The following is an 18,941-nucleotide window of genomic DNA, read 5'->3' on the forward strand; positions in this document are numbered from 1 at the left end:
AATTCAACCCAAAAAATTAGTTAAATATGAAAAAAATAAAAGGAAATCGATATGATAAATATCTTATTCCTTTGATAGGAAGGAAAAATAAAATTATAGGATTTGAAAGTAAAAAAAAAATTCATATAGAAGGTTTGTTACATAGTGCTGTTTCTATTTTTATTTTTGATTTAAATAACAATTTAATGATACAGAAAAGATCTTCAAAAAAATATCATTCATCTTTACTCTGGACTAATACTTGTTGTAGTCATCCTAGAAGGAATGAATCTATTTTAAAAGCAGCACATCGTTGTTTAATGGAAGAGATGGGGTTTGATTGTTTTTTAGAAAAAAAATTTAGCTTTACTTATTATGAATTTTTTAGTAATGGTATGATAGAGAATGAATTAGATCATGTTTTTGTTGGATTTTATGAAAGATCTCCAATTATAAATTTTGAGGAGGTAGATAATTGGAAATGGATTTCATTAAATGAATTGATTGAAAATATTTATATCAATCCGGAATCTTATACTATTTGGTTGAAAATTATTATTAAAGATTATTTAAGTCAATTACAAAAATAGTATAAAAAAATATTAAAAAAATGATAGCTACCATAAGTCGAAAAGGATATTTTAGTGCTGCACACAGACTTTATAATAATCATTGGGATTACCAAAAAAACATTGATACATTTGGCAAATGTGCACATTTAAATTATCATGGACACAATTATGAATATATCGTAAGTATTACAGGAGAGATAGATCCGAAAACGGGATTTGTTTTCAATTTACAAAAATTAAAATATATTCTATACGATGAAATAGAAAAACTTTTTGATCATAAAAATATTAATTTAGATATTAAAGAATTTTCATCTATAAATCCTACCATAGAAAATATAGTTGTTTTCATGTGGAATCAAATAAATAAAAGAATTTCTTCTAACTTGGGTTTAAAAATAATTTTATACGAAACGAAAAATAACTTTGTTGAATATGACGGAAAATAACAAAAATATTAAAAAAACAATTTTATACGATGAACATATCCGTTTAGGTGCTAAAATGAGAAATTATGCTGGTTTTTATATGCCACTTCAGTATTCTTCTTCTTTAATAGAACATATGAATGTGAGAAATTATGCTGGAATTTTTGATATAAGTCATATGGGAAAATTTATTTTGAAAGGAGAACATTCTAAAAATCTCATTCAGTATCTTACTACTAATGATCTATCTAAGATTAGAATCAAACAAGCTCAATATACTTGTTTAATTAATGATAAAGGAGGAATTATAGATGATTTAGTTATTTATAAAATTTCAGAGAAAAAATTTTTGTTCATCGTTAATGCTGTTAATATTGAAAAAAATAAAAAATGGATAAATGATCAGATCAAAAAATATGAATATTATAATGTAGAATTAATAGATACTTCTTTAAAATATTCTATTTTATCCGTTCAAGGGCCAAAATCTCTGTTTTGTATTCAAAAGTTAACTGATATTCCATTAAATAAAATCTCTTTTTATCATTTTGAAATAGGAAAATTTTCAAAAGTGAAAAATGTATTGATTTCTCGTACAGGATATACAGGATCTAAAGGAATAGAAATCTATATTCCTAATGAATATGCAAAAAAAATATGGAATGATATTCTAAAAATAGATAATAAAATAGTTCCTTGTGGAATAGCTAGTAGAAATTCTTTAAGATTAGAAATGGGATATCGTTTGTATGGACAAGATATTTCTGAAAAAGTAACACCTATAGAAGCTAATTTAAATTGGATAGTTAAATTTGAAAAAGAATTTATAGCAAAAAAGGTATTAGAAAAACAAAAAAAAAAAGGAACTTACAAAAAGTTCATATCTTTTATTGTAGAAGAAGATATAATTCCGAGACATGGGTATTTATTAATGGATGAAAATGAAATTGATATCGGCTATGTGACTTCTGGTGTTTATTCCCCAATTTTAAAAAAAGGAATTGGAATAGGATACTTAAACAGAAATAGAAAAAAAATAAATTCTGTTTTTCTTTTTATAAGAAAAAAGAAAGTTCCTATTAAAATAGTAAAATTACCTTTTATTTCAATCATAAATTGAATAGAGATGATTATCATATTATCATATCACAAATTTTTATCAAAAATTTAAGGAACACAATAAAACATTTTAAGAAAAATTTCTTGTTAGCTGTTCCAGTATTTTTTACTCAATTAGGCGTAATATGTATAGGTTTATCTGATAACATGATGATTGGTTTTTTGGGGAAAAAAGCTTTAGCTTCCGTTTCATTAGCCAATGCTGTTTTTTTTATTATAATTATTTTTGGATTAGGAATATCTACATCTATTTCTTCTTTAATTGCATCTACAGATGCAAAAAAAGAGTATAAAAAAGGAGCTGTTATTTTATATCATGGATTAATTTTAAATTTTTTTTTATCTGTATTCATGTATGGATTTACGTATATATTTTTTTACGTCTTTCCCTATTTAGGTCAACCTGAAGAAATATTAAATGAAACCATTTCTTTTTTGAGAATAGTATCCATTTCTTTTATTCCCTGGATGATATTCGAAGTTTTTAGGAAATTTTCAGAAGGTTTATCTTTAGTTATTCCTAGTTTGATTGTAACTTGGATTTCTGTTTTTATTAATATTATATTAAATTATATTTTCATTCATGGTCTTTATGGTTTTCCTAAAAAAGGAATTATTGGTATAGCTTATGCTACTTTAATATCTCGTATTATCATGCTAATAGGTATTTTTATTTTGTTATATAAATGCAAAAAAGTACATAATTATTATCAACAATTAAAATATTCTATTTTAGAAAAAACATATATAAAAAAAATATTAAAAATAGGAATCCCTTCTGGGTTACATATGTTATTCGAAATGAGTGCATTTTCTATTTCTTCTTTTATATCAGGAAATTGTGGAATCAAAACTTTAGCTGCTCATCAAATAGTTATTAGTTTAATTTCTTCTACTTTTCTTTTGAATACAGGTTTTTCTGTAGTTGCTACAATAAGAATAGGAAATCAATTAGCTCTAAGAAATTATTTAGAATTGAAAAAAATAGGAGAATCCATTTTTATTATGGGTATTATTTTTATGTCTATTTGTAGTTTTTTATTTTTTTTCTTTCGAAGTTATATTCCTCATATTTATATAAAAAATGATGATGAAGTTATTAAACTTGCAGAAAAAATGATTGCAATTGCCAGTATTTTTCAATTATCTGATGGATTACAAGGTATTATTTTAGGAGCATTAAGAGGGTTACAAGATGTACATATTCCTATGTGGATCAGTTTTTTTTCTTATTGGATCATTGCCATACCCACAGGATGGTTTTTATCTACCAAAATAGGAGGAATAGGGGTTTGGATTGGATTAGGTTTTGGGTTAACTATATCAGCTATCTTACTTTTTGTAAGATATAAAACTATCATCAGAAGACTTATAGAAAAAAAATAATAAATATTTAAAATTCAACAATATAATTACACATATATTGAATATTATAGTTCGTATTTAATATTTATATTTGTTATCCAACATAAACATATTGAGATTAAATTTTTAATAGCATTTTTATCATTCTTTATATGAAAACATTTCAAGAATACAATTTTTTTAATAAAAATATAATTCAAGCAATAGAAGATATTGGTTTTAAATATCCAACACCAATACAAGAAAAAGTAATTCCTTTTTTATTTTCTTCAGAAAGAGATATTATAGCATTAGCCCAAACAGGAACAGGAAAAACAGCTGCTTTTGGTCTCCCTATTATTCAAAAGATAAATTTTAAATTTACTTTTCCTCAAGCTTTAATTTTATGTCCTACAAGAGAATTATGTATACAAATAACACGTGATCTTTTTCGTTTTGCAAAATTTTCATTATCTATAAAAATTGTTTCTTTATATGGAGGTGCTAATATCAATTCTCAAATAAAATCTTTAAAAAATAAAACTCATATTGTAGTAGGAACTCCAGGAAGAATTCTTGATTTAATCAGAAGGAAAAAATTATATTTTGATGAAACTAAATATTTAGTACTTGATGAAGCAGACGAAATGCTTAATATGGGATTTAAAGATGAATTAGATTCTATAGTAGAGAAATTACCGAAAAAAAGACAAAGCTTATTGTTTTCAGCAACAATGTCAAAATACATGAACGTAATAGCTCATAAGTATTTGATAAATCCTGTAGAAATTGTCACAGGAAAAAAAAATACAGGATCAGATGATATTAAACACGTTTATTATATGATAGAAAATTTTAATAAGAAATATTTAGTTTTGAAAAGAATTGTAGATATTAATCCTGATATTTATGGCATTGTATTTTGCAGTACTAAAAAAGAAACTAAAGAAATAGCAGAATTTTTAGTAAAAGATGGTTATCAAGCTGATGCTTTATATGGAGATCTTTCACAAGCACAACGTGAATCTGTTATGAATAGGTTTAGAAATAAAAATTTTCAACTACTTGTGGCAACAGACGTTGCTGCACGTGGTTTAGATGTTAATAACATTACTCATGTTATTAATTATAATCTTCCAAAAGAAAGTGAAATTTATGTACATAGGAGTGGTCGTACCGGAAGAGCCGGAAAAACAGGGATTTCTGTTTGTATTATTCAAACCAAAGAATTTAGAAAATTAAAAGAATTTGAGAAAAAAATTGGAAAAAATTTTGAACGAGTTATGGTTCCTACTGGAGATGAAATATGCCAAAAACAACTTTTCTTTTTTATAGAAAAAATAAAAAAAGTAGTTGTGGATGAAAAAATAATAAGAAAATTTGTTCCTGAAATACAAAAAAATCTAGAACTTTTTGATAAAAAAGAATTAATAAAACGTTTTTATTGGATGGAATATAAAAATTTTATAAATTTTTATAAAAATTCTAAAGATTTAAATTCTACTTCTCAGAAAAAAAATTATAAAATATCATACAATAAAAAAAGAATTTTTCCTAAAACGAAAAAATTAAAAAAAGAATTTTTTTCAAAACTATTTTTAAATATAGGATCTAAAGATAAATTGACAAAATTAGGTTTAATAAACTTAATTAACCAAGCAGCTAATAATTTACATATCAATATTGGTCATATAGAAATTTTATCAAATTCTTCATTATTTGAAGTAGAAAAACGTTACAAAAATAAAATATTAATAGGAATGAGTAAAATAAATCACTTAGGTAAACCTTTTTCAATAGAAATTCAAAACTAAAAAATTTTTTTATGGCAGGGAATATTTTTGGAAATTTATTTAGAGTTAGCACTTTTGGAGAAAGTCATGGAATAGCATTAGGTGGTGTTATTGATGGATGTCCAGCAGGAATAAAGTTAGATTTTCAAGAAATTCAAAATGAATTAAATAGAAGAAAACCCGGACAATCATCTATAGTTACTCAAAGAAATGAACCTGATAAAGTAAATTTTTTATCTGGAATTATTGATAATGAAACTACAGGTACACCCATTGGATTTGTTATTTATAATAAAGACCATAAATCGGATGACTATCATCATATTCGAGATGTTTATCGTCCTTCACATTCAGACTTAACATATGAATTAAAATATGGAATAAGAGATTACAGAGGAGGAGGACGTTCTTCAGCAAGAGAAACAATATGCAGAGTAGTAGCTGGTGCTATCGCTAAACAGTTAATAAAAAATATTACAATTACATCTTATGTTTCTTCTGTCGGAGATATATCTATAAATAAATCTTATAAAGAATTAGATTTATCCAGAGAATCAATAGAAAAAAATCCTATAAGATGTCCTGATTCGGATACTGCGAAAAAAATGATATATAAAATTAAGAAAATAAAAAATCAAGGAGACACAATTGGAGGAACTATTACTTGTGTAATTAAAAATATTCCAATAGGAATTGGTGAACCCGTTTTTAATAAATTACACGCAGAGTTAGGAAAAGCAATGCTTTCTATTAATGCAGTGAAAGGATTTGAATATGGAAGTGGTTTTCGTGGAACTAAATTAACCGGTTCTCAACACAATGACTTATTTCAAAAAAATGGAAAAACCAAAACAAATTTATCCGGAGGAATACAAGGTGGTATTTCAAATGGAATGGATATTTATTTTAAAATTGCGTTTAAACCTGTAGCTACCATAATGAAAAAACAGAGAACTATAGATAAAAATGGAAATTTTATTCTTATAGAAGGAAAAGGTAGACATGATCCTTGTGTTTTACCTCGTGCTATTCCTATTGTTGAATCCATGACTGCTTTAGTTTTAGCAGACTACTGGATGTATGCTAAACTATCTAAATATTCTTCAATTAAAAATTGAACCAAAAATTTCTCATTTTTATTTTAGGTCCTACTTGTGTAGGAAAAACTGCTATATCCTTATTTTTAGCTGAAAAATTAAAAACACAAATTTTATCTTGTGATTCGAGACAATTCTATAAAGAATTAAAAATAGGAACTTCTACACCTACTATAGATGAATTATCTCGTATTCCGCATCATTTTATCGGACATTTAAGTATCCATCAAGTTTACAATGCAAAATTGTTTGAAATCGATTTCTTAAAAAAAATTCATAACTTATTTACTAAGTACCCTATATTAATCATGGTGGGAGGATCTAGTTTATATGAAAAAGCAGTAACAGAAGGGTTATCAGAATTTCCAAAAATCAATTTAGATATTAGAAATCATTTAATTTTTCATTTTAAAAAAGAAGGGATTTCTTTTTTACAAAAAGAATTTTTAAAATCGAAAAAATTATGGAAATCAACAGATATAAATATCGATATTTTCAACCCTAGACGTTTAATTCGATATTTAGAAATCGTTCAATCTACGGGAAAGGATCCTTCTTTTTTTTATAAAAAAAAAATAAAAAGAGATTTCTTTATTTTGAAAATAGGACTCACAATGCCAAGATCTAAAATCTATTCTAAAATAAACACTAGAGTAGATCATATGATGAAAATAGGTTTCTTAGAAGAAGCTAAACTTTATTATCACTATAGAAATTTAAATAGTTTACAAACTATAGGTTATAAAGAAATGTTTGAATTTTTTTCTTCTGAAAAAAATGATCTAAATAAAAGTGTAGAAAAAATAAAAAGAAACACTAGGAGATATGCAAAAAGACAATATACATGGTATAAAAAAGACACATCTATTATATGGTTTGATCCAATCAAAAAAGATAAAATATTAAATTTTGTTTTAAAAAAAGTGGGCAATACTGGATTTGAACCAGTGACCTCCTGCTTGTAAAACAGATGCTCTAAACCAAACTGAGCTAATTGCCCTATTTGAATCTTTCATTTGAATTTTTCAAATGTAAGAAAAAAAATCATTTATTATGGTATAATAATAATATCTCTGATACAACAAACGTACTTCCACTGATTAAAATCAAATCATTTTTACTGGCTTTTTTCTTTGCCAAAAAAAAAGCTTCTTTTACAGAAAAAAAAAAATTTATTTTTTTACGATTTTTAAATTTAAATGTTTTATCAACTAGTTTTATTAAATCTTTGATAGAATATTTTCTACTTATATTGGGTTGACAAAAATAATAAAAAGATTCAATTGGAAAATTTTTTAAAAATTTATCTACTTTTTTTTCTTTTACAAAACCTAACACTAAATGAAGTTTTTCATATGATTCTTTTTTCAATTGATTTCCAATTATATATGAACCTTCTTCATTATGGGCAATATCACAAACTATTTTTGGATTTTTTTTTTGTAAAATTTGCCAACGTCCTTTAAAATTAGTATTTTTTATCACATTTTTTAATCCTTTTTTTATTGATTTATTAGATATTATAATATGTTTTCTATGATGTAGAATATTTATAGTTTTTAATACTATATTTTTGTTTATATCTTGATAATCTGCTTGAAAAGGTATTTTATATTGAGAATCTTTTTTAGATTTTACAGAAAAATAAATTGGAGCATTTTTTTTTAAAGCTTCTTGAAGGAAAAGATATCTAACATCTCCTGATATTTTTCTTCCTATTATTATTGATACATTTTTTTTTATAATTCCAGCTTTTTCTAAAGCTATTTTCAATTGATTATTTCCAAGAGTTTCTGTATGATCTATACTAATATTTGTAATGACAGAAATTTCTGGAATTATTAGATTAGTCGAATCTAATCGACCTCCCATACCAACTTCAATTATTGCTATATTTACTTTTTTTTCTTTAAAGTATTGAAAAGCTAAGGCTGTATTTAGTTCAAAAAATGAAATTTTTTCTTTTTCTATGAATTTTATATTTTCATTTATAAAATTTATAATAAAATCTTTTTCTATCAAAATTCCATTACAGGTGATTCTTTCTCTAAAGTCTATTAAATGAGGAGATGTAAATAACCCTATTTTATATTTTTCTTCTTGTAAAATAGAAGATAACATATGTACTGTAGATCCTTTTCCATTTGTCCCACCTACATGTATACTTTTAAAAAACTTTTGAGGATTTCCTAAATAAGAACAAAAATTTTGTATTCTTTTTAAACCTGGTTTATATGACTTTAATCCTATTTTTTGATAGTCTGGAAGACGTCTAAACATCCATTTAACTGTTTCTGTATAATTCAAGTTTTAATTATTAAAAATAACTTCACAAGAATATATATCTTTTTTCAAAAAAATTAATTATATTCATATTATAATTATATTCTTACTTATTGGGTATTACAAAATCATATCTACATTTTATTGAGAGAGTCATAGAGGAAGATATAAAAAATGGACTTCCTATAAAAAAAATTAGATTTCGTTTCCCTCCTGAGCCCAATGGTTTTCTTCATATTGGGCATGTGAAAGCCATATGTTTAAATTTCGAGTTAAGCAAAAAGTATAAATCTCCAATCAATTTAAGATTTGATGATACTAATCCTATAGTAGAAAATAGAAATTTTATAGATTCTATAAAAAAAGACATTCTTTTTTTGGGTTTTCATTGGGATAATGAAAGTTATGCTTCAGATTATTTTCATAAACTTTATGAATGGGCTGTAAAATTAATTAAAGAAAACAAAGCTTATGTAGATGACCAATCTCAAAATATTATTCAATATCAAAGAAAAAATCCTTTCGAAATTGGAATTGAAAGTGATTATAGAAATAGAACTATAGAAGAAAATTTATTTTTATTCGAAAAAATGAAAAATGGATTCTTTGAAGAAGGATCTTGTGTTTTAAGAGCAAAAATTAATATGAGTTCTTCAAACATGAATATGCGGGATCCAATTATGTATAGAATTTTACGAAAAAAACATCATAAAACCGGAAATCAATGGTGTATTTATCCTACTTATGATTGGACACATGGTCTATGTGATTACATAGAGCAAATATCTCATTCTTTATGTTCTTTAGAATTTGAAAATAGACGTCCGTTATATAATTGGTTTATAGATCAAATTCATATTGATGATAAAAAGAAAATTAAACCTAAACAAATAGAATTTTCAAGATTGAATTTAAGTCATACTATAACCAGTAAGAGAAAAATTCAATATTTAATTGAAAAAAAAATTATCCAATCTTGGGATGATCCACGTCTTTTAACAATATCTGGATTACGTCGTAAAGGGTATACTTCTGTTGCTTTAAAAAATTTTATTCATAAAATAGGAATCACAAAAAGAAATAATATCATAGATATATCTTTTTTAGAATTTTGGATTAGAAAACATTTAAATAAAATTGCTCATAGAGTTATGGTGGTATTAGATCCAATTAAATTGATTATTGATAATTATTTAAACATGACTGAATGGGTAGAAGTAAAAAATAATCCAGAGAACTCTAATTTTGGGAATAGAAAAGTACCTTTTTCTAAGTTTTTATATATTGAAAAAGATGATTTTCTAGAAAAAGAAGAGAAAAATTTCTTCCGTCTTTGCATTGGAAAAGAAGTAAGACTTAAAAATGCTTATATTATAAAAGCAAATTATGTAATAAAAAATTCTGAAGGAAAAATAAAGGAAATACATTGTACTTATGATCCAAACAGTAAATCAGGAAAAAAAAACAACATTAAAGAAAAAAAAAGAGTAAAAAGTACTTTACATTGGGTATCCATAAAACATTCTTTCCCCATAGAAATTAATTTCTATCATACTCTTTTTTTAAAAAGGAACCCAGATATAGATTTTTATAAATATATCAATCCTAGATCAAAAAATAAGATTATAGGTTATGCAGAACCTTTTTTAAAAAAGGCCAAAAAAGGAGATCATTATCAATTTCAAAGAATTGGCTATTTTTATGTAGATAACGAAAATAGAAACGATAAAAATAAAATTATTTTCAATAAAACGGTATCTATAAAAAACCAATGGAAAAAAAAATAAAATAAATTTTTATTATAAAATATCTGGATGAATATTTTCATATTCCCTTAATCCAGTTCCTGCAGGAATTTTATGCCCTACGATTACATTTTCTTTTAATCCATATAGATAATCAATTTTACTACTTATAGCTGCTTCACTTAAAACTTTTGTTGTTTCTTGAAATGAAGCTGCCGATATAAAAGATTTAGTTTGTAACGCAGCTCTTGTTATTCCTTGCAATATTGGCCTTGCTGTAGCAGGGATCGCATTTCTGGTTTTGATTAATTTTTTTTTATTATACTTCAAAACCGCATTTTCATTTCTAAAATCTCTATAGCTAATAATATCTCCATTTTTAAATATTTCAGAGTCACCAGGATCTTCAACAATACTCATTTGATATATTCTATCATTTTCCTCTATAAAATCATCTTTATATTCTATATTTCCTTCCAAAAACTTAGTATCTCCTACATCTATAACTTCTACTTTTCTCATCATTTGTAAAACAATGACTTCAAAATGTTTATCATTAATTTTTACACCTTGTAATCGATACACTTCTTGTATTTCTTTTATTAAATATTCTTGTACAGCTCTAGGCCCTCTTATATTTAAAATATCATTAGGAGTTACTGCTCCATCTGATAAAGGCATGCCTGCTTTTACATAATCATTCTCCTGTACAAGAATTTGATTAGATAATTTTACTAGATACTTTCGTATATCTCCTGTTTTAGATTCCACAATAATTTCTCTGTTTCCTCTTTTTATCTTTCCATAACTTACTATACCATCAATTTCTGATACTACAGCTGGATTAGAAGGATTACGTGCTTCAAATAATTCAGATAAACGAGGTAATCCACCTGTGATATCTCCTGATTTAGCAGTTCTTCTTGGAACTTTCACTAAAATTTTTCCTATATCTATTTTTTCTCCATCTTCTACCATTAAATGAGCTCCTACTGGAAGATTGTAGACTTTTAATTCTTCATTTTTTTCATTAATAATTTTTAATGTGGGTATTAAATTTTTATTTCTAACTTCCGTGATTACTTTTTCTTGAAATCCAGTTTGTTCATCTATTTCTACTTGGAAAGTCAGACCTTGTTCTAAATGTTGATAAGATATTATTCCAGAAAATTCCGCAATAATAACTGCGTTATATAAATCCCATTTGCAAATTAAATCACCCATTTTCAACTGATCACCATCTTTTACATATAAAGAAGCACCATAAGGAATATTATTTACCATTAAAACAGATGACTTTTTTGGATTGAAAAGTTTCATTTCTGTGGATCTAGAAACTACTACTCCTATAGAAGAACCAGAATTTCTTTTTGTTTTCACAAGTTTTAAATCTTCAAATTCAATGATTCCATTATATTTTGCTTTTATTTGTGAAGATTCTGTAATATTACCTGCCGTACCTCCAACATGAAAGGTCCGTAAAGTCAACTGAGTTCCTGGTTCACCAATTGATTGTGCAGCAATAACTCCAACAGCTTCCCCCTTTTGAACGATCTTTCCTGTAGATAAATTACGTCCATAACATTTAGCACAAATTCCCATTTTAGCTTCACAAGTGAGAGGTGATCTAACTTCTACTATTTCAATTCCAGATTTATCAATAATTTCTGCTATTTTCTCATCAATCATTTCACCCGAAGAAATTATCAATTGACTTTCTTTATTATAAATATCATTTAAAGATATACGTCCTAAAATTCTATCAGATAAAGTTTCTACAACTTCCTCGTTTTTTTTTAGTGCAGAAATTTCTAATCCACGTAAAGTTTGACAATTTTCTATTTTTATAATAACATCCTGAGCCGCATCTACTAAACGTCTTGTAAGATATCCAGCATCTGCTGTTTTCAATGCAGTGTCTGCTAATCCTTTTCGAGCACCATGAGTAGATATAAAATATTCTAAAATAGAAAGTCCTTCTCTAAAATTGGATAAAATTGGATTTTCAATAATTTCACCTCCAGAAGATCCTGCTTTTTGAGGTTTAGCCATTAAACCTCGCATTCCTGAAAGCTGACGGATTTGCTCTTTAGAACCTCTTGCTCCAGAATCTAACATCATATATACAGGATTAAATCCTTTTCTATCTTCCCGCATATATTTCATTACTTTTTCTGTGAGCATAGCATTAGTATTTGTCCATATATCAATTACTTGATTGTAACGTTCATTATTCGTTATCAATCCCATATTATAATTCATTTTTACATTATCTACTTGTTTAATTGCATCATTAACCATCTTTTTTTTATTACCAGGAATAATAATGTCTCCTAATCCAAAAGATAAACCACCTTTAAATGCGTTGTAAAAACCTAATTCTTTAATATTATCTAAAAAATTAGCGGTAGTAGGAACATCTGTAAGATGTAATATTTTACCTATAATTTCTCTTAGAGATTTTTTGGTAAGAGATTTATTAATAAATCCTACTTTTTTAGGAACTACTTGATTAAATAAGACTCTACCTACAGTAGTTTCTACTATTCTATTCAAAAATTTTTCTTCTTCACGAAGACCAACTTTAACTTTAATTAAAGCATGTAGATCCACTACATTTTGATTATACGCTATTTCAACTTCTTCTGGAGAATAAAAAATGAGTCCTTCTCCTTTTACTTTTTCTTTAGAATCTGATAATAAAGGTTTAGTCATATAATACAATCCTAATACCATATCTTGAGAAGGAACTGTAATAGGAGATCCATTAGCCGGATTCAATATATTTTGAGAAGCTAACATCAAAAGTTGGGCTTCTAATATTGCTCCATGAGATAATGGTAAATGAACCGCCATTTGATCTCCATCAAAATCTGCATTAAAAGCAGCACAAACTAAAGGATGTAATTGAATTGCTTTTCCCTCTATCAATTGAGGCTGAAAAGCCTGTATTCCTAATCTATGTAATGTAGGAGCTCTATTTAATAATATAGGATGCCCTTTTAAAACGTTTTCTAAAATATCCCATATCATGGGATCTCTTTTATCAATAATTTTTTTAGAAGATTTTACTGTTTTTACTATTCCTCTTTCAATTAATTTTCGTATAATAAAAGGTTTATAAAGTTCTGCAGCCATATCTTTAGGTAATCCACATTCATGCAATTTCAAATGTGGTCCTACTACAATAACAGATCTTGCTGAATAATCTACCCTTTTTCCAAGAAGATTCTGTCTAAACCGACCTTGTTTTCCTTTTAACGCATCAGATAAAGATTTAAGAGGGCGATTTGCTTCTGATTTTACAGCAGAAACTTTTCTTGAATTATCAAAAAGAGAATCTACTGCTTCTTGTAGCATTCTTTTCTCATTTCGAAGAATGACTTCAGGAGCTTTAATTTCTATAAGTCTTTTTAAACGATTATTTCTTATCAAAACACGACGATACAAATCTGTCATATCAGACGCAGCATAACGTCCTCCATCTAAAGGAACTAAAGGACGTAATTCAGGAGGAATAACAGCTAAAACATGAATTATCATCCAAGATGGGTTTCCTCTATTTTTTTTTCCTTCTCGAAAAGATTCAACAATTTGTAAACGTTTTAATGCTTCAGTACGTCTTTGTTTAGAAGTTTCATTATTAGTTTGATTTCTTAAATCTATAGATAAAAGATCTAAATCTACTCTATTTAAAAGATCTTTTATACATTCTGCTCCCATTTTAGCAATAAATTTATCTGGGTCATCATCTCCTAATTGTTGATTTCCTTTCGGAAGTTTATTTAAAACTTGTAAATATTCTTCTTCAATAAGAAAATCCCCTTTTTGAAAAGAAGATCCATCTGAACGTAACCCCACTCCTCCTTGAATAACAACATATCGTTCATAATAAATAATCATTTCAAGTTTTTTAGAAGGTAAACCTAATAAATATCCGATTTTATTAGGAGAAGATCGAAAACACCAAATATGAACAACGGGAACCACAAGACTTATATGTCCCATACGTTCTCTTCTAACTTTTTTTTCAGTTACTTCAACTCCGCATCTATCGCAAACAATACCCTTATAACGAATTCTTTTATATTTTCCACAAGCGCATTCATAATCTTTTACTGGACCAAAAATTCGTTCACAAAAAAGTCCATCTCTTTCCGGTTTATGAGTACGATAGTTGATCGTTTCTGGTTTTAATACTTCTCCATGAGATTCTTTCAATATAGCTTCTGGAGAAGCTAATCGAATAGTAATTTTGTTAAAACTATTATTTTTTTTTTTATTCATTTTATTTTATTAAATATTATAGAAGAATAACAATATAATTTACTTTTACTCTATCTACTCTTCTAAACGGATATCTAATCCTAATCCTTTTAGTTCATAACAAAGAACATTAAAAGATTCTGGATTATTAGGTTCAGGCATAGGCTCTCCTTTCACTATAGACTCATAAGTTTTAGCTCTTCCAGAAACATCATCTGATTTAACAGTTAAAATTTCACGTAAAATATTTGAAGCGCCAAAGGCTTCTAAAGCCCAAACTTCCATTTCTCCAAAACGTTGACCTCCAAATTGAGCTTTTCCTCCTAAAGGTTGTTGGGTAATTAAAGAATAAGGACCTATTGAACGTGCATGCATTTTATCATCAACCATATGACCTAATTTTAACATATATATTACACCTACAGTAGCAGGTTGATCAAATTTTTCTCCTGTTCCTCCATCAAATAAATAAGTAGCTCCAAAACGAGGTATTTTCGCTTTATCTGTATAATTACAAATTTCCTTTATAGTTGCTCCATCAAATATAGGCGTTGAAAATTTTACATTTAATTTTTTTCCTGCCCATCCTAATACCGTTTCATATATTTGTCCTATATTCATTCTTGAAGGGACTCCTAAAGGATTTATGACAATATCTACAGAACTCCCATCTTCTAAAAAAGGCATATCTTCTTCCCTCAAAATTCTAGCAACCACTCCTTTATTTCCATGTCTTCCTGCCATTTTATCTCCTACTTTTAATTTTCTTTTTTTAGCAATATATACTTTTGCCATTTTGATAATTCCTGAAGGAAGTTCATCTCCAATAGTAATAGAAAATTTTTCATGTTTAAAAGTACTGCTTAAATCATTTACCGCTATTTTATAATTATTTAATATTTCTGATATTAAATTATTTATTTCAATATCATCAGTCCAATCACTAGAATAAATTTCTATATAATTTTTTATATTATTAAAAACTTTCATAGTGAATTTTATCCCTTTCCCTATAATTTCCTCTTTTTTATCATTAAAAATAGAATGATGACATAATTTTCCATCTAAAAGAAATTGTAATTTCTTAATTAAAAAATCTCTTAAATCCGAAAATTTTTTCTCATATTCTTTTTCTAAACGTATTATTTTAATCTTATCTTGAGCTCTAGATGTTTTATCTTTTATACTTCTAGTAAAAAGTTTTGTATCTATAACAACTCCAAATAACGAAGGTTCAGCTCTCAAAGAAGCATCTTTTACATTTCCTGCTTTATCTCCAAAAATAGCTCTCAATAATTTTTCTTCTGGTGTGGGATCAGATTCTCCTTTTGGAGTTATCTTTCCTATAAGAATATCACCTGGTTTTACTTCTGCTCCAACTCTTATAATACCATTTTCATCTAAATCTTTAGTTGCCTCTTCACTAACGTTAGGAATATCGTTAGTTAATTCTTCCATACCTAATTTCGTATCACGAACATCTAAAGAATATTCATCTATATGTATAGAAGTAAACCAATCTTCACTAACTACTTTTTCGGAAATAAGAACAGCATCTTCAAAATTATAACCGTTACACGGAATAAAAGCTGCTTTTAAATTTTTACCTAAAGCTAATTCTCCATTTTCTGTTGCATAACCTTCACATAAAATTTGTCCTTTGGTAACTTTCATTCCTTTTCTAACAATAGGTTTTAAATTTATACATGTATTTTGATTTGTTTTTCTAAATTTTATTAAATCATAAACTTGAGTTTTAGATTCAAAACTTACTAAAGTTTCTTTATCTGTTACATCATAACGAATAATTATTTTCCTTGCATCAACATATTCCACAAATCCGTTTTTTTTTGCATTAATTAATATACGAGAATCTCTTGCTATCTGTTCCTCTAATCCAGTTCCCACAATTGGAGCATCGGGTTTCAATAATGGAACTGCTTGACGCATCATATTAGATCCCATTAAAGCTCTATTTGCATCATCATGTTCTAAAAAAGGAATCATGGAAGCAGATATAGAAGCTATTTGATTTGGAGCTACATCTATATAATCTACTTGATTAGGATTTACTATAGGAAAATCACCATCTTCACGTGCTATAATTCTATCAGATAAAAAATTTCCATATATATCAATAGCATTAGCTTGTGCTATAATTTTTCCTTCTTCTTCTTCTGCACTTAAATATTTGACTTCAGACTCTAAATTTACTCTTTGATTAGATACAATTCGATAAGGTGTTTCAACGAATCCCATATTATTTATTTTTGCAAATACAGAAAGAGAAGATATTAATCCTATATTAGGCCCTTCTGGTGTTTCTATAGGACATAACCTTCCATAATGAGAATAATTTACATCTCGAACTTCAAAACCTGCTCTCTCTCTAGATAAACCACCTGGACCTAGTGCTGAAAGTCTTCTTTTATGAGTAATTTCAGATAAAGGATTTGTTTGATCCATAAACTGAGATAGTTGATTTGTTCCAAAAAAAGTATTTATTACGGATGATAAAGTTTTAGCATTAATAAGATCTACAGGCATAAAAACTTCATTATCACGAACATTCATTCTCTCTCTTATGGTTCTAGCCATTCTAGCTAAACCAATACTAAATTGAGTATAAAGTTGCTCTCCAACTGTTCTAACTCTTCTGTTAGATAAATGATCAATATCATCTACTTCTCTTTTAGAGTTAAACAATGCATTCAAATGCTCTACTATTGCAATGATATCTTTTTTAGTTAAAACTAAATAATCAGGGTCTATATTTAAACCAAGACGTTTATTCAAACGATATCTTCCTACAGGACCCAAACTATATCTGGCATCAGAAAAAAAAAGTTTGTCTATAACTCCTCTAGCAGTTTCTTCATCGGGTGGTTCAGTATTCCTGAGTTGTTTATAAATATATTCTACAGCCTCTTTTTCAGAATTAGTTGGATCTTTTTGTAAAGTATTATAAATAATAGAATAATCTTTTTTTCTCTCTCCTTCTTTATGCAATAAAATAGTTTTTATTTCATGATGCATTATAAGATCAATATGTTCTTTTTTCAAAAGAACATTTCTATCTATAAGAACCTCATTTTTTTCTACAGATAAAACTTCCCCTGTATCTTCGTCGACAAAATCCTCATTCCAAATTTTCAATATTCTAGCTGCTAGAGTTCTATTTAAAATATTTTTTTCATTATTTTCTATTTTGATTTCTTCCGATAAATCAAATATCTCCAATATATCCTTATCTCTTTCATATCCTATTGCACGTAATAAAGTCGTCATAGGCAATTTTTTTTTTCTATCAATATATGCATACATGACATTATTAATATCTGTTGCAAACTCTATCCATGAACCTTTAAAAGGAATAATTCTAGCAGAATAAAGTTTGGTTCCATTAGCATGATGGGATTGACCAAAAAAAACACCTGGAGAACGATGTAATTGAGATACAATAACTCTTTCTGCACCATTGAAAATAAAAGAACCGGATGGAGTCATATAAGGACATGTTCCCAAATAAACATCTTGATATACCGTTTCAAAATCTTCATGTTCAGGATCAGTACAATACAATTTTAACTTAGCTTTTAGAGGAACACTATAAGTCAACCCCCTCTCTATACATTCTTCTATTGAATATCTAGGAGAATCTATAGAATAGCCTTTAAATTCTAAAACAAAAGAATTTCTAGCATCAGAAATAGGAAAATTCTCTGTAAAAGCTTTGAATAATCCTTCATTTTTTCTATTCTCTGGTTTTGTATCTAATTGAAAAAATTCTTTAAATGATTTTATTTGAATATCCAAAAAATCTGGATATTTCACTTTTTTTGCTACTAAAGCAAAAGTGATTCTTTCTGTATTCACCAATTTTAATTTAATAGATGGTTTTAAAAAAATAATATGTAAATTTTCTATTTTAATTCCACTTCAGCACCTATTTCTTCAAATTTATTTTTTAAATCTTCTGCTTCTTTTTTGTTGACAGATTCTTTAAGAATACTGGGAATATTATCAACTAAATCTTTAGACTCCTTAAGTCCTTTTCCAGTAACTTCCTTGACTAATTTTACTACAGATAATTTTGATTTTCCAGATGATTTCAATATTATGTTAAAAATACTTTTTTCCTCTTTTTCAGAAGTTTTTTCTTCCTGAGATGAAATATTTTCCATTTTTACTACCGAAGTAGATGGTTCTATTCCATATTCTTTTTTTAAAATATTAGCTAATTCATTAACTTGTTTAACAGTTAAATTAACTAATTGTTCCGCTAGCTTTTCTATCATTTTATTTATTTTTTAGT

Annotated in this window: 12 protein-coding genes and 1 tRNA gene; 8 read left to right on the forward strand and 5 right to left on the reverse strand. The window is 26.7% G+C overall.

Going from position 1 to position 18,941, the window contains the following annotated elements; all coding sequences use genetic code 11:
• Window positions 1–26: 26 nt before the first annotated feature.
• The 7 genes from H0H44_RS02210 to miaA all read left to right on the forward strand — a co-directional run bounded on the left by H0H44_RS02210 (window position 27) and on the right by miaA (window position 7,297).
• On the forward strand, window positions 27–569 hold the full coding sequence (locus H0H44_RS02210) for an isopentenyl-diphosphate Delta-isomerase (protein ID WP_185871510.1): 543 nt from the start codon (window positions 27–29) through the stop codon (window positions 567–569).
• Between the two features lie 20 nt (window positions 570–589).
• Entirely contained in the window at window positions 590–1,000 is a 411-nt protein-coding gene (locus H0H44_RS02215) for a 6-pyruvoyl trahydropterin synthase family protein (protein WP_185871511.1), read from the forward strand.
• Window positions 987–2,099 (forward strand): glycine cleavage system aminomethyltransferase GcvT, encoded by a 1,113-nt coding sequence (gcvT, locus tag H0H44_RS02220; RefSeq protein WP_185871512.1) that lies wholly within the window; start codon window positions 987–989, stop codon window positions 2,097–2,099. The genes H0H44_RS02215 and gcvT overlap by 14 nt, the downstream gene beginning before the upstream one ends.
• A 149-nt stretch (window positions 2,100–2,248) precedes the next feature.
• A complete protein-coding gene (locus tag H0H44_RS02225) occupies window positions 2,249–3,484 on the forward strand; it encodes an MATE family efflux transporter (protein ID WP_238786153.1) in 1,236 nt (411 codons plus the stop codon).
• Between the two features lie 131 nt (window positions 3,485–3,615).
• Window positions 3,616–5,256 (forward strand): DEAD/DEAH box helicase, encoded by a 1,641-nt coding sequence (locus tag H0H44_RS02230; RefSeq protein WP_185871513.1) that lies wholly within the window; start codon window positions 3,616–3,618, stop codon window positions 5,254–5,256.
• Window positions 5,257–5,267: 11 nt separating this feature from the next.
• Entirely contained in the window at window positions 5,268–6,353 is a 1,086-nt protein-coding gene (aroC, locus tag H0H44_RS02235; protein WP_185871514.1) for a chorismate synthase, read from the forward strand.
• A complete protein-coding gene (gene miaA / locus H0H44_RS02240) occupies window positions 6,350–7,297 on the forward strand; it encodes a tRNA (adenosine(37)-N6)-dimethylallyltransferase MiaA (RefSeq protein ID WP_185871945.1) in 948 nt (315 codons plus the stop codon). Before aroC ends, miaA begins: the two co-directional genes overlap by 4 nt.
• On the opposite strand, the gene H0H44_RS02245 is transcribed toward miaA, so the two are convergent.
• Together H0H44_RS02245 and H0H44_RS02250 are read right to left on the reverse strand one after the other, a co-directional pair.
• A tRNA-Val gene (locus tag H0H44_RS02245) sits at window positions 7,257–7,332 on the reverse strand. The genes miaA and H0H44_RS02245 overlap by 41 nt on opposite strands.
• 44 nt (window positions 7,333–7,376) lie before the next feature.
• Window positions 7,377–8,639, reverse strand: coding sequence for a bifunctional folylpolyglutamate synthase/dihydrofolate synthase (locus H0H44_RS02250; protein WP_185871515.1), 1,263 nt, complete (start codon window positions 8,637–8,639; stop codon window positions 7,377–7,379).
• Between the two features lie 89 nt (window positions 8,640–8,728).
• Here H0H44_RS02250 and glnS point away from each other — a divergent pair, with 89 nt between their 5' ends.
• Entirely contained in the window at window positions 8,729–10,402 is a 1,674-nt protein-coding gene (gene glnS, locus H0H44_RS02255; protein ID WP_238786120.1) for a glutamine--tRNA ligase, read from the forward strand.
• Between the two features lie 12 nt (window positions 10,403–10,414).
• Here the strand turns inward: glnS and rpoC are convergent, their stop codons facing one another.
• Genes rpoC through rplL form a run of 3 tightly spaced genes read right to left on the reverse strand, consistent with a single transcriptional unit; the run spans window position 10,415 to window position 18,924 of the window.
• A complete protein-coding gene (gene rpoC / locus H0H44_RS02260; RefSeq protein WP_185871516.1) occupies window positions 10,415–14,647 on the reverse strand; it encodes a DNA-directed RNA polymerase subunit beta' in 4,233 nt (1,410 codons plus the stop codon).
• 54 nt (window positions 14,648–14,701) lie between these two features.
• Window positions 14,702–18,505: a DNA-directed RNA polymerase subunit beta gene (gene rpoB, locus H0H44_RS02265; RefSeq protein ID WP_185871517.1), complete on the reverse strand. Its 3,804-nt coding sequence runs from the start codon at window positions 18,503–18,505 to the stop codon at window positions 14,702–14,704.
• A gap of 44 nt (window positions 18,506–18,549) precedes the next feature.
• Window positions 18,550–18,924 carry a 50S ribosomal protein L7/L12 gene (rplL, locus tag H0H44_RS02270; RefSeq protein ID WP_185871518.1) on the reverse strand — a complete coding sequence of 125 codons (375 nt, stop codon included), beginning with the start codon at window positions 18,922–18,924 and terminating at the stop codon, window positions 18,550–18,552.
• Window positions 18,925–18,941: the final 17 nt, after the last annotated feature.

Source organism: Blattabacterium cuenoti, assembly GCF_014252115.1.
In the GTDB taxonomy this organism is placed as follows: domain Bacteria; phylum Bacteroidota; class Bacteroidia; order Flavobacteriales; family Blattabacteriaceae; genus Blattabacterium; species Blattabacterium cuenoti_AK.